Below are 14756 nucleotides of genomic sequence, written 5' to 3' on the forward strand. Positions count from 1 at the left end.
ATTTACAGCAATATTTATACTATCATATTAATGTATAGAAGTTATATTTTGTCAATTATTATTAGCACTATATGTATTAAAAATATTAATTGATAAAATTAAAATATTTTAATATACAATAACATTTTAAGGTCTTATTATGTATAATAAATACAGCAAAAAAATCAAAGAAATAATAAATGAAATGACATTAGAAGAAAAAGTTTCGCTTTTAAGCGGCAAAGATTTTTGGTCAACAAAACCTATACACAGACTGCATATAGATTCAATATATCTTACAGACGGTCCTCATGGAGTAAGAAGGCAAAGTACAGAAGCTGATAAACTAACTCTGCAGAAATCTGAAGCCTCAACCTGTTTTCCCACTGCCTGCTGCAGTGCATGTTCTTTTGACTCTAATATAATGTATGAAATGGGCGAAGCTATATCAAGAGAGGCTAAAGCTAATAATGTATCTGTAGTATTAGGTCCGGGTATAAATATAAAACGCTCGCCTCTTTGCGGACGTAATTTTGAATATTTTTCTGAAGACCCATATCTAGCTGGAAAAATGGCATCAGGTTGGATAAGCGGTTTAGAAGATAACGGAATACAGTCAAGTTTAAAACATTTTGCGGCGAACAATCAGGAAACTTTAAGACTGGTAATAGACAGTGTAGTTGATGAGCGTGCTTTGAGAGAAATATATTTATATGCTTTTGAAATAGCCGTGAAAGAATCAAAACCTTCTACTGTTATGTGTTCATATAATAGTGTTAATGGAACATTTGCTTCTGAAAATAAATATTTATTAACTAATATATTAAGAGATGAATGGGGATTTGACGGCATTGTTGTTTCAGATTGGGGGGCAGTTAATGACAGAGTTGAAGCTTTAAAGGCAGGACTTGATTTGCAAATGCCTTCTACAAACGGATATGATGATAAAAAAGTTTATGAAGCTATTAAAGAAAATAAATTAGATGAAAAAATATTAAATAAAGCCGTAGAAAGACTTTTATATTTCGCTCTTTATTCTATGGATAATATATATAATAATTTCACATACGATAAAGAAGAAAATCATAATACAGCAAGAAAAATCGCAGAAAACTCAATAGTATTATTAAAAAATGAAGATAAAATACTTCCTGCAAAAAAAGAAAGCAAAATAGCAGTTATTGGAGAGTTTGCTCAGAAACCTAGATATCAAGGAAATGGAAGCTCACTTATAAATGCATACAAAATAGATACTGCAGAAGAATATTTTAAAGAAAATAATTTAGAGTTTAATTATGCTAAAGGTTATAATTCTGACTCTTCAGAAATAGATAATTCATTGATACAAGAAGCTGTCAATATATCAAAAGATAAAGATTTGGTAATAATATTTGCAGGACTTATAAACTCATATGAATCCGAAGGATTTGACAGAAAGCATCTTAATCTTCCTGAAAATCATAATCACTTAATAGAAGAAATTTCAAAAGTAAATAAAAATATAGTTGTAGTTCTTTCAATAGGTGCTCCAGTTTTAATGCCTTGGGTTGATAAAGTAAAAGGAATAGTTAATTTATATTTGGCTGGAGAAGCTGCTGTAAGTGCCGCTTTTAATATTATATTTGGAATAGTTAATCCAAGCGGAAAATTAGCAGAAACTTTTCCATTGAGTTTGGAAGATAATCCAAGCTATAAATATTTTCCCGGAGGAAATAAAGCTGTTGAATATAGAGAATCAATTTTTGTAGGGTATAGATATTATGATAAAGCAGAGAAGGAAGTTTTATTCCCATTTGGGTATGGACTTTCATATACTACGTTTAAATTTTCAAATTTAATAGTTTCAGATGCAAATACGGTTGCAGGCTTGGATAATATACATGTTGTATTTGACGTTCAAAATACTGGAGATGTATTCGGCTGCGAAGCGGCTCAGTTATATGTATCTGCACCAGAAAATAATATATTTAAAGCAAAAAGAGAATTAAAAGGTTTTATAAAAGTATTTTTAGAGCCTAATGAAACAAAAACTGTAATATTAAAACTAAACAAAAGAAGCTTTTCATTCTATAATACTGAAACAAAAAAATATGAAATAGAAAGCGGCATTTATACAATATCTGTAGGTAACTCTTCAAGAAATTTGCCATTAAGCAAAAATATAGAAATTAATGCCGAAAGCTATTATCAAAAAAGAATACCAAGCTATTTTAATTTTAAAGATATTAATATACCAGATGAAGACTTTGAAGAATTAATGGAAAGAAAATTAAAGCCAATTAATATAAAAGCAGTAAAACCTTATAATCTTAATAATAATTTGTCAGACTTGATGCATGAAAAAATTGCTGAAGATTTCTATAATAAACTGCTATCTGGACTTAATGATATGTTTAAAGATGATAAAACAGACACAAAAAAGATGTTTGAAAGTATGATATTAGAAACACCTCTTCGTTCATTGGCAACTATGAGCTGCGGGCTTATTACTAGAAACGATATAGAGAAACTTCTAAATACTTTAAATAGTTAATTTTATTGATATAAATACAATTCAATTACTAGTTAATTATTAGTAATTGCATTGTATTTATATTATATCTATAAATTATTTTTTTTAATATTTATATTCACTAACATTTATCTCACGCTCTCGCCTTCTATAAACTCATAATTAATATACAAAACTTTTCTCACTTGCACTTTATTAATCAAATCTATCAATGTATTTGCGGCACATATACCAGCATTAAGAGAATCAAATTTTATTGTAGAAAGTCTAGGCTCTATAATCTCATCAATTTCATAACCGCCGAATGATATTACAGAAACATCTTCAGGCATTTTTAATCCTCTCTCCTTTATCACTTTATATACACCATGTGCCTGCCTGTCTGTAGAGCATATTATGGCATCTAATTTTTTATATTTTAAAAGCTCTTGAGCTGCCCTCATAGCACTCTCATATGAAAAATCAGCCATTGCTATACTTACATCCATTATATTGTAATTTTTTAAACCGTCCAAAACCCCGTTTCTTCTTGTAACTCCAATAGCAACATCTTTTTCATCTACTGCGATAAATCCTACATTCTTATGTTTTTTTCTTCCTATGTACTCCCCTATTTGCACTCCTGCATTATAATCATCATTAACTATGCTAATACCATCGCTATACTCCTGACCGTAAATAACTATTGGTATATCAAGCTTTTTTAATAACTTTCTATGTTCTTCTGTTATTTCTGTGGCACTTAAAACGATACCATCAACATTAAGCCTCTTTAATTTTTCTATGTATTTTAGTTCCAAAAAAGCTTCATGATTAGTATTCATTATTATAGGCATATAATGTTTTTCTCTGAAAGTTTTCTCAAGACCAGTTAATACCCTAGAACCTACTATAGAATCTAATGCCGGAACTATAATGCCTATCATACGGCTTTGTTTTGCATTCAGTCTTGCAAAAGTATTAGGCTCATAATTATATTTCTTTATTATCTTAGCTATCTTTTCTTTTGTTTCTTTTTTTATATAGCCTCCGTTAAAATATCGTGATACAGTAGTTTTTGTAACCCCTGCTAACTCAGCAATATCTTTCATTGTAATTTTCTTATTTGACCCCTTACCGCTTTTCATTATTATCACCTCTAATACTAATAAATACTATTATATACCAAAAATTTTGAAATTTATCAATTTTTACACGCATTTGCCAAAAATTATAAAGCTGGCAAATAATAAATAACCTTAAATCATACAAAATATGTTTTAATGTAAGATAAATTATTACGTCTAAGCTAATATGCTTACCGATTGCGTACATCATATACTGCTTTACAGAAATAATTCTGCAAATTATCAGATATAAAAATTAATTTTTACTATACAATATATTATATACATTTTATACTAAAATACAAATTTTGAAATTTATACACTATTATACTTGACAAATAGTAAAATAATGTTAAAATCGAAATCAATGTAACCGATAACATATATAAATCATAATAACGGGGTTTTTATTATGGCTATAGATTATAAAAAAACTGCTGAAGAAATAATAAAAGTGGTAAAAAGAGAAAATATTATTTCGGCAGAATGCTGTGCTACAAGATTAAGACTTATAGTAAAAGACAGAGAAAGCATAAAAGATTCTGATGTACAAAAAATAGACGGTGTTAAGGGTGTATTTTTTAATTCAGGTCAATATCAGATAATACTCGGTACTGGTGTAGTTAATAAAGTTTATGATGAAGTTGTAAAATTAGGTATTACAGCTAGCTCTCAGAAAAATGATGATAAAGATGTAAAAAAATCTGATGATAAAAATAAATTCAGAAAATTCATACGTATATTTGCTGATGTATTTGTACCTATAATGCCTGCTATGATAGCAACAGGTTTGTTTTTGGGTCTTAAAGGTGCATTGATTAATGACAGTTTCCTAGGATTATTTAATCTGCAAGTTTCTAATATACCTGTTTCTGTTATGACTTTTATGAGTGTGTTAACAGAGACCACTTTTGCTTTTTTGCCTGCTTTAGTGTGCTGGTCTGCATTTAGGGTATTCGGAGGTTCTCCTATTTTGGGTATATTACTAGGATTAATGCTTGTCTCCCCTGCTTTGCCTAATGCTTATTTAGTTGCAAATCCAGACAGCGGTGTTAAACCTATAATGTTATTCGGATTTATACCTATAGTCGGATATCAAGGAAGTATACTGCCGGCACTTATTGCAGGTATCATAGGTTCAAAACTAGAATTAAAATTAAGAAAAATAATACCAAACATCATTGATATATTGGCTACTCCTTTTTTAACATTGCTTATAATGTTATTATTATCTTTAGCTGTAATAGGACCTATATTTCATATGGTAGAACAATGGATATTAATAGCCATAAACTTCTCATTATCTCTTCCTTTTGGTTTGGGAGGATTGATAATAGGATTTGGAATAATATTTATAGTAGTTACTGGAGTTCACCATATAATGAACTTAATAGAAATATCACTTCTTGCTGCTACAGCATTAAACCCTATTAATCCTCTTTTAAGTGTTGCCAATTTGGCTGCTGGTGCTGCTTGTCTTGCTGTTACATTAAAAACAAGAAGAAAAAGTGTAAAAGCTATGGGTTATGGTGCTGCTTTATCAGCTTGGCTTGGTATTACAGAGCCTGCAATATTTGGTATTAATATACGATATGGTATAAAACCTATGGTATGCGGTGCTATTGCTTCTGGTATTACTGGTTTGATTGTTAGATTACTAAATTTACAAGGTACTGCTAATGGAGTTACTGGTATACCGGGTATATTACTTTACATATATGATACTAAACAATTAATAGGATATATTTCTGTAGCAATACTAACAATAGTTTTATCTTTTGCTATTACTTGGTTCTTTGGAGTACCTAAAGAGTATATGCAGGAAGATGATGAATAAACTTTGATATATAGATAATTTATACATAAATCCAATAAAAATTATTTGTTCTGCTTAATATCATGCATATAAAAGGATATGCATGATATTAAGTATTTATAAAAAATGATAAAAAATAAAAAACATAAAAGAGGAATTCTGTAATGAATCTAGTCAGTAAGATTTTTAAAGAAGCTATAATAAAAAAAGAAAATGAATACTTAGCAAAAAACAACAAGGATAAATGGAGATTAAATTTTCATATAATGCCTCCAGTAGGCTGGCTTAATGATCCTAACGGATTATCATATTTCAAAGGAATATACAATATATTCTTTCAATATTCCCCATTCGAAACAGAAGGCGGATTAAAATTTTGGGGACATTATCAAACTAAAGATTTAATCAATTATAAATATGTGGGAGTTTCTATATATCCAGATGAAAAATATGATTGTCATGGAGTGTATTCAGGTTCTGCATTCATAGAAGATGATAAACTATATATTTATTATACTGGAAATGTAAAACTTTTAGGCATTCATGACTATATAGAAAGCGGAAGAGAAGCTAATACCATGCTTACAGTTACTGAAGATGGTATTAACTTCTCAGAAAAAGAATGCCTTATGGAAATGAAAGACTATCCTAAAGATATAACTAATCATATAAGAGACCCAAAAGTATGGAAAGAAAATGACTCTTATTATATGGTTCAAGGTGCTAGAAAATACGGCATTGACAGAAATAATGATATAGGAGAAGTACTCCTATTTTCTTCCAAAGATAAAAGAAAATGGACACATACAAGTACTATACATACAAAAGATATTTTCGGGTATATGTGGGAATGTCCAGACTTGTTTAATTTAGACGGTCAGGATATTTTAATAACATGTCCTCAGGGTGTAAAACAAGTTGAAAGCATATACGAAAACTTATACCTTTCTGGATATTTTTTGATTAATGATGATTATAAAAATAAAGAATCTATTGAAGTTAATAATTTTACTATATTAGACAGAGGTTTTGATTTTTATGCTCCTCAGACATTTTTAGATGAAAATGGCAATAGAGTTATTATAGGCTGGATGGGCGTTCCAGATACAGAAGATATTCATAAAAATTTAACAGTTGACTACGGTTGGCAACATTGTCTTACAATACCAAGAGAACTAAGTTTCAAAAATGGAAAACTATATCAAAAACCACATAGAAATTTAGAAAAATTAAGAGAGAAAAAAATATTTGAAAATAAATACTCTAATAATACATTATCAGATAATCTAATTTATAACGATATTAGTTCTTATGAAGTTATAATCGACAATATAAAAATTGATAATAATATAAATAGCTTTGAAATTATTATCTCAGAAGGACTTTGTGCAAAATATAAAGATAATAAGTTTATATTAGAGTTTATAGGAGATACTGGCAAAACAATAGGCGGAGGCAGAAATAAAAGAAGTTCCTATTTAGAAAATCTTAAAAACATTAGGATAATGGCAGATACTTCATCTTTAGAATTATTTATTAATGACGGAGAATTAGCATTCACTACAAGGTATTATCCTTTAGAATATTCTTTTAAAATTCTAGGTGAAATGAATATAACTATATATAAACTTTCTGGTTTTAATTTTAATCCTTAATCTTTTTATTTGTAAATATTTAAAAATAGTTTATAATATAAAGATTATTATAATATTTAAGGATATTAAATTATGGCAAAACCAATAACAAAAGAAGGATATGACAAAGTAAAGGCAAAACTAGCTGAACTTAAAGCAGAGTTTGAAACTTTACCGGCTATTATTGCAGAAGCAAGAGAAAAAGGCGATTTAAAAGAAAATGCTGAATATCATGCTGCAAAAGAAAAACAAGGATTATTAAATGCTCAGATATCAAAGCTCGAAGGGGATTTAGCAGGCTGTGAAATAATAGACCCTTCTTCTTTAGATAAAAATACTGTAACTTTCGGAAAAAGAGTAAAGGTAAAAGATAAAAACAGAAATGCTGTTTTTGAATACAGAATAGTAGGCGAATTAGAAGCTGATATGAGCAAAAATGAAATAACTATAGTAACTCCTATTGCTAAAGGTTTATTAGCAAAAAAAGTCGGAGATGTAGTTACTATAAAAGTACCTGCTGGTGATAAAGTTTTAGAGATATTAGAAATTAATATATAATTTTATTATAAACATTCATTTTTTATAAAGAATTCTATTGATTTTTAATAAATTGATAGAATTCTTTTATTTTTGTCAAACTTTTAATGTAATAATATTCTAACAATAATTAATTTTACTTGAAGTTTTTAAATAAAGTTATATATTTAAAATATATTCCAAAGTTTAGGAGTTTATTATGTCAAAAATGAAAGTTATGATAGCATCTTCAGAAGCTGCCCCATTTATAAAAACAGGAGGACTTGCCGATGTTGTTGGTTCTTTACCTATATATTTAAAAAAATTAGGTGTAGAAGCATGCGTAGTACTTCCGAAATACAGAGATATTAATTTTCAGGACTGCTACCTAGAAAATGTTCTACCTACTATGGGAGTATGGATGGGTAACGGCGAAGAATGGTGTTCTGTATTTAAGACAGTAAAAGACGGAATAGATTTTTATTTTATAGAGCATCATAGTTTCTTCAGCAGGGACGGACTTTATCATGATGCTTCTTTTAATGATTATCAGGATAATGCTTGGAGATTCGGATTTTTCTCAAGAGCAGCTTTACAGTTATGCAAAGATTTGCAGCTTAATGTTGATGTTGTACATGCTAATGATTGGCAGACTGCAGCAATTCCAGCTTATATAAAAACTTGGCACTGGAATGACCCAGTGGGACATGCAGCAAGTCTTCTTACAATACATAATGCCAATTATCAAGGCATATACAGTGCAAATACAACTTATGACTATTTAGGTTTAGGCTGGAATAATTTTAGTTCAGACACTTTTGAAGATCATGGAAACATCAATTTCCTTAAAGGCGGTATATTCTTTGCAGATGTAGTCACAACAGTAAGCCCTACTTATGCCAAAGAAATTTCTTCTCCTTACGGCGGTCATGGTATGGCTCCTTATTTACAAAATAAAACTACAAGTTTCTTTGGAATACTTAACGGTATTGATGAAGATGTTTGGTCGCCTGAAAAAGATAAATTTATACCTGCTAATTATTCTGCTAATAGTATGGAAGGTAAAAAAATATGCAAAAAAGAACTTCAAAAAAGATTCCTTCTTGAAGAAGATGATGATGTTGTATTAATAGGTGCTATTGGTAGATTTGTTGATCAAAAAGGATATCATTTTATAGCTTCTATAATAGATCCTTTAATCAATAATATGAAAGTTCAATTCTGCATACTAGGTACTGGAGATAAGGGATTAGAAGGTTTCTTCGGTGATTTGCCTAAAAGATATCCGGGCAGAGTTGGCTCTTATATAGGATACAGCAATGAATTATCTCACTTAATAGAAGCAGGATGCGATTTGTTTGTAATGCCTTCTTTATTTGAACCTTGCGGACTTAATCAGATGTATTCTTTAAGATATGGTACTTTACCTATTGTACATGCTACTGGAGGACTTGAAGATACAGTAGAAAATTATAATGAACAGACTGGAGAAGGTACTGGTTTTAAATTCTATGATTCTAATCCATCAGCATTGTATAATACTATAGGATGGGCTGTAAGTGTTTATTATGATCATAGGGACAGATTTAATGAAATGCAGCAAAGAGGAATGAAAATAGATAACTCTTGGGAAAAAAGTGCTAAAGAATATGTTAAAGCATATGAACTTGCTATTTTAAATAAAAATAACTACGATAAAAATTGCGGATTATAAATAATTATATTAATAACTGGAGAAATTAATTAATGGGAAAAACTAATAATATTTTATATGTAATGTCTGGTCAGAATTTTCAAGACGAAGAATATTTTGAAAGCAAGAAAATTTTTGAAAGTGCAGGATATAAAACAAAAGTATCATCTACATTCATAGGTACTGCTCAGGGTAAATTAGGCGGTATGACTAATATAGATTTACTATTTAGTGAGGTTGATGCTGTAGAATTTGATGCTGTTGTATTTGTAGGAGGTATAGGCTGTATTACTTTATGGGACGACTGGCGTACTCAGGGACTTGCTAAATTATTTTTAGATAATCAAAAGATAGTGGCTGGTATAGGAAGCGGTGTTGTTATTATGGCTAATGCTAAAATACTTGAAGAAATTAATGTTACTTGTCTATCTGCTGATGAATCGCATGTAAGACATGGTAATGCTAATATAATGTCTGAAAATGTTGTAGTATCTGGAAATATAGTTACGGCAAATGGTCCTACATCTTCTAAAGATTTTGCTAATGCTGTTGTTGGAGTATTAAACAGTTTATCTTAAATAATATTCTGTTGCTTTTATAAAAGACCTAAATAATTTTAGGTCTTTTATTTTATAATAAATTTTATTTTTAATAATCAAAAAAATAATTGTTAAATAAATTTAATATATTTTATCCATAAAAAATATTTGAAAAACTTTTTCTCTTGTATTATAATATTTCTCGAAAAAATAAATAATATAATGGGTTATTACAATGATAAAAGCAGTATTTTTTGATATAGACGGTACTTTAGTTAGTTTTAATACACACAAAATATCTGAATTATCTAAAAAAGCTATCAGAGAACTTAGAGAAAAAGGTATAAAAGTTTTTATAGCAAGCGGCAGAGCTTTATTTCAAATAGATAATTTGGAAGATTTAGAGTTTGACGGATTTATATTACTTAACGGATGCAGTTGTATAGTTAAAGAAAATAACAGCATGAAAGAAATATATAAAGTTTCAATAAATAAAGATGATTTATTTTCTTTAATGAACTATCTTAATAATGACAGATTTCCCTGCACTGTTATAACAACCGATAACATATTTCTCAATTATGCTGATGATGTTATAAATATGCTTTATGGTATGGCTAATGTAAAAATTCCAAAAACTATAGATTTTAACGAATATATAAAAAATAATTATGAAGAAATTGTTCAGCTTAATATATTTGCAGATGAGAATAAAGAAAAATATTTAATGGAAAACATACTAAAAAATAGTATATCAAGCAGATGGCATTTTTCATTTGCTGATGTTAATCCTAAAGGCGGCGGAAAAGATATAGGGATAGATAAGATTATAGAGCATTATAAAATAGACTTATCTGAAACAATGGCTTTCGGAGACGGTGGAAATGATTTAGGAATGATTAAGCATGCCGCTGTAGGAGTTGCTATGGGAAATGCTAATGAAAATGTGAAAGAAGCGGCTGACTATATTACTGACAGTGTTGATGATGAAGGAGTTTATAAAGCACTTAAGCATTTTAATTTGATAGATTAGTTTTAAGGATTTTTTATTATGATAAAAGCAGTATTTTTTGACATAGACGGTACTTTAGTTAGTTTTAATACGCATAAAATTTCATATTCTTCAAAAGAGGCTATTAAACAATTAAAAGATAAAGGAATAAAAGTATTTATAGCAACTGGAAGAATAAAAAAGCATATAAATAATTTGGACAATTTAGAGTTTGACGGATATATAACAGCAAATGGTTTTGACTGCTATATAGGAGAAAAGTCTATTTACAGACACTCTATAGCAAGAGAAGAAATTTATTCTTTAATGGACTATCTTAAAAATAAGGAAAACTTCCCCTGCTCTATTATGATGAACAGCGGAATATTTATTAATTATATTACTAAAGAAGTAGAAGAAGTTTCAAAATCAATAAACCTACCAATACCTGCTGTAGATAATTATTATGAGTTTTTAGAACAAAATATAGATGATATTCTGCAGATAAATCTGTTTGTAGATGAAAAAAAAGAAAAAGAACTTATGAAAAATATATTTAAAAACTGCGAATCCAGCAGATGGCACCCAGCTTTTACTGATGTAAATACTAAAGGCGGCGGAAAGCATATAGGAATAGATAAGATTATAGAACATTATAAAATAGATATATCTGAAACAATGTCTTTTGGAGACGGAGGAAATGATATCACTATGATAGAGCATTCTGCCATAGGTGTAGCTATGGGTAATGCCAATAAAGAAGTAAAACTAGCAGCAGACTATATTACTGATGATGTTGATAATGACGGTATTTATAATGCCTTAAAACATTTTAATATATTATAAATTCTTGAAAAGTTATATTTTTTTTACTATACTTATAATATATGAATTTTTAGTATAAAATAAATATTGGAGTTTTTTATGAGAGCATTTAATACTGTTGCCTTGATACTTGGCGGAGGAAGGGGAACAAGACTTTATCCATTAGTAAAAGCACGTTCAAAACCTGCTGTATCTTTGGGCGGTCAATACAGAATGATAGACATACCAGTATCCAACTGTATTAACAGCGGATTTAGAAATATTTATGTAATTACACAATTTAATAGTGCTTCTTTAAACAATCACATATACAATGCTTATAGATTTGATAACTTCTCTGGCGGGCATGTAAGTATACTTGCTGCAGAGCAAACCGATACTAATATAGACTGGTATCAAGGTACTGCCGATGCAGTTAGAAAAAATCTTTCTCACTTTGATAAAGAATATGTTAATAATGTTGTAATACTTTCAGGAGACCAAGTTTACCGTATGAATTATAATGTTATGCTTCAGCATATGTTGGAAACTGGTGCCGATATAGTAGTAGGTACTGTTCCAGTAGTAAGAGAAGATGCTAAAGGTTTTGGTGTTATGCTTGTTAATAAAAGAGGTCAAATCACCAATTTCCATGAAAAACCTAAAGAAGATGATACTCTTAATGCTTTAAAATTAAGCGAAGAACAGAAAAAAATGTTTAATATAGAAGATCCTAATAAAGAATATTTAGCTTCTATGGGTATTTATGTATTCAGACATAGCGTACTTAAAGAACTTTTAGCCGATGTATCTATGATAGATTTCGGTAAAGATATAATACCTGAAGCTATAAAAAGATATAAAGTATACAGCTATGCATTCCAAGGATATTGGGAAGATGTAGGAACTATCAAAGCATATTTTGAGGCTAATATATCTTTCGGAAGTAAAAATCCTCCGTTCGATTTCTATGATGAAAATGCACCTATATATACTCATGTGCGATACTTATCACCTTCAAAAGTTGAGAAAGCAAGCATAACTTCAAGTATAATAGCCGACGGATGCCGAATAGAAAATGCAACTATTAAAGAATCTGTAATAGGTGTGCGTTCTGTTGTTCAAAGCGGCTCTACTTTGGAAAGAGTTGTTATGATGGGAAGTGACTATTATGAAGATAATGATGATATTGAAAGACTTAATGTAAAACATATTCCTAAAATAGGTATAGGTAAAAAATGCACTCTTAAAAATGTTATAATAGATAAAAATGTCAGAATAGGAAATGATGTTGTTATTACAAATAAAAAGAAAATACAGCATCAGGACAGTGAGTTTTACTGTATAAGAGATGGTATAGTAATACTTCCAAAAAATACAATAGTGAAAAGCGGTACAATAATATAAAAGTTTGTTTAAAGTTTGTTTGTTGCGGGCGGGGCTTAATTATAGCTTCTGCCCATTTTTATAATGTTTTGACAGAATATTATTTTTTAAGTATAATAAATAATATGAAAAAAGCTAAAAATAAATTGCATTTAAATACAGAAGAAATATACCAAAAATCTGTTATAAGAAAATGCCGTATAGAAGAAAATATTGATGATAGTATAAGATTAGATAAATATATGGGAGATAGATTTTCTTATTATTCAAGAAATAAATGGCAGGATTTAATAGGACAAGGTTTGGTACTCTTAAACGGAAAAAAAGTAAAATATACTAGAACTATAAATAAAGGCGATGAAATAGAGTATCATATTATAGGAATGAAAGAACCTGAAGTTGATAAAAATGTTACTATTATATATGATGACGGAGATTTAATAATAGCAAATAAGCCTGCTAATCTTCCTGTTATACCTTCTGGTAAATATTATCATAATACACTTCATACCATTGTCAAACAAATGCTTAATTGCAATATAAACATGTTAAACAGAATAGACAGAGAAACAAGCGGATGTGTTGTTATGTCAAGAGGACATGAAACTGCATCTAAATTCTGTGCTATGATTGCAAGGAGAAAAAATACTAAAAAGAAAATAAAGAAAACTTATATTGCTGTAGTGGAAAATGCTAAGAATATTGAAGATAATTTTATAGTAGAAGGTTATATGCTTGAAAGCGGACATGAATATTACAGACGTTTTCAAACTTTGCATAAAGAAAATATAGAAGGTTCAAAATATTCTAAAACAGCATTTAAAACTATAAAACGTTTAGGTGATTATGCTATTGTTATGGCAAGATTATATACTGGAAGAATGCATCAGATAAGGGTTCATCTTTACTCAAAAAATCTTTATATGGTTGGAGATAAAATATATGGTAAATACGGACCTAAAGTTTTTGATGATTTTATAGAAAAAAATATTATACCTGAAGGATTTTTTCACAGACAGGCTTTGCATGCTTATAGTTTGGAGTTTAATCACCCTATTAATGATAAATTAATAAAGATTAAAGCTCCTTTGGCAAAAGATTTAAAAGAGTTTATAAAAAAGATAAAAAATATATAACAAAAATAAAATTTTATGTAAAAAAATAGTAAAATAATTGTAAATAAACTTGACAATTATTAAAAAAATGCTATACTTATAATTGTAAAGATAATTTACAAACAATAAATAACAAATTAAGGAGAGTAACTCATGAAAAAATTATCTATTTTATTTTTATCACTAATGGTATTATCAGCTTCAAGCCTTTTTGCTGATGACTGGGTAGTTCCGCCTTCTGCTTTACCTGCAAATGCTGCATCATTTATACAAAGAGTATTTCCGGGTGTTCAGATATGGAAAGTGGAAAGAGACGGAAGGAAATTTGATGTTAAATTATCAAACGGAGTATCTATAGACTTTTTAGGAAATGGTGATTGGGAAAATATAGACAGTGAATATGCTCCTATACCAGATGCTGCTTTTCCTCCTGCTGTTGTACAGGCTGTAAAAAATGCTTATCCTCAGGCTGCTATAATAGATGCTGAAAAAGAATGGGGAAACTACAAAATAAAATTAAATAATATGATGGAAGTTATGGTAACAGGTAATGGTCAGATTATGGGACAAAAATTTGATGACTAATTTTAATCTATTATAAATTAATAAGCGGCCAAGATATTAATTAATCTTAAGCCGCTTTTTTAATAACTTTTTATAGGATA

At 29.0% G+C, this 14756-nt stretch carries 12 protein-coding genes; 11 read left to right on the top strand and 1 reads right to left on the bottom strand.

Going from position 1 to position 14756, the window contains the following annotated elements; all coding sequences use genetic code 11:
* Positions 1-139 precede the first annotated feature (139 nt).
* Positions 140-2512 carry a glycoside hydrolase family 3 C-terminal domain-containing protein gene (locus BMUR_RS01290; RefSeq protein WP_013112785.1) on the top strand — a complete coding sequence of 791 codons (2373 nt, stop codon included), beginning with the start codon at positions 140-142 and terminating at the stop codon, positions 2510-2512.
* 107 nt (positions 2513-2619) lie between these two features.
* Here BMUR_RS01290 and BMUR_RS01295 read toward each other — a convergent pair whose 3' ends face one another.
* On the bottom strand, positions 2620-3618 hold the full coding sequence (locus BMUR_RS01295) for a LacI family DNA-binding transcriptional regulator (protein ID WP_013112786.1): 999 nt from the start codon (positions 3616-3618) through the stop codon (positions 2620-2622).
* 391 nt (positions 3619-4009) lie between these two features.
* Here BMUR_RS01295 and BMUR_RS01305 point away from each other — a divergent pair, with 391 nt between their 5' ends.
* The 10 genes from BMUR_RS01305 (at position 4010) to BMUR_RS01350 (ending at position 14676) form a co-directional block, all read left to right on the top strand.
* Positions 4010-5434 carry a PTS transporter subunit EIIC gene (locus tag BMUR_RS01305; protein ID WP_013112787.1) on the top strand — a complete coding sequence of 475 codons (1425 nt, stop codon included), beginning with the start codon at positions 4010-4012 and terminating at the stop codon, positions 5432-5434.
* A gap of 143 nt (positions 5435-5577) precedes the next feature.
* A complete protein-coding gene (locus BMUR_RS01310) occupies positions 5578-7068 on the top strand; it encodes a glycoside hydrolase family 32 protein (protein ID WP_013112788.1) in 1491 nt (496 codons plus the stop codon).
* 72 nt (positions 7069-7140) lie between these two features.
* Complete coding sequence (gene greA / locus BMUR_RS01315; RefSeq protein ID WP_013112789.1) at positions 7141-7605, top strand: transcription elongation factor GreA; 465 nt, start codon at positions 7141-7143, stop codon at positions 7603-7605.
* Between the two features lie 178 nt (positions 7606-7783).
* Positions 7784-9277, top strand: coding sequence for a glycogen synthase GlgA (gene glgA, locus BMUR_RS01320; protein ID WP_013112790.1), 1494 nt, complete (start codon positions 7784-7786; stop codon positions 9275-9277).
* Between the two features lie 32 nt (positions 9278-9309).
* Positions 9310-9834: a DJ-1/PfpI family protein gene (locus BMUR_RS01325; protein WP_013112791.1), complete on the top strand. Its 525-nt coding sequence runs from the start codon at positions 9310-9312 to the stop codon at positions 9832-9834.
* A 196-nt stretch (positions 9835-10030) separates the two neighbouring features.
* On the top strand, positions 10031-10828 hold the full coding sequence (locus BMUR_RS01330; protein WP_013112792.1) for a Cof-type HAD-IIB family hydrolase: 798 nt from the start codon (positions 10031-10033) through the stop codon (positions 10826-10828).
* Between the two features lie 18 nt (positions 10829-10846).
* Positions 10847-11632: a Cof-type HAD-IIB family hydrolase gene (locus BMUR_RS01335; RefSeq protein ID WP_013112793.1), complete on the top strand. Its 786-nt coding sequence runs from the start codon at positions 10847-10849 to the stop codon at positions 11630-11632.
* 78 nt (positions 11633-11710) lie between these two features.
* A complete protein-coding gene (locus BMUR_RS01340; protein WP_013112794.1) occupies positions 11711-12997 on the top strand; it encodes a glucose-1-phosphate adenylyltransferase in 1287 nt (428 codons plus the stop codon).
* Between the two features lie 104 nt (positions 12998-13101).
* The gene (locus tag BMUR_RS01345) at positions 13102-14112 is read left to right on the top strand and encodes an RluA family pseudouridine synthase (RefSeq protein ID WP_013112795.1); all 1011 of its coding nucleotides are present in this window, start codon (positions 13102-13104) and stop codon (positions 14110-14112) included.
* 132 nt (positions 14113-14244) lie between these two features.
* Positions 14245-14676, top strand: coding sequence for a PepSY-like domain-containing protein (locus tag BMUR_RS01350; protein ID WP_013112796.1), 432 nt, complete (start codon positions 14245-14247; stop codon positions 14674-14676).
* The last annotated feature ends 80 nt before the right edge of the window (positions 14677-14756 follow it).

This window comes from Brachyspira murdochii DSM 12563 (assembly GCF_000092845.1).
Classification (GTDB): Bacteria; Spirochaetota; Brachyspiria; order Brachyspirales; family Brachyspiraceae; genus Brachyspira; species Brachyspira murdochii.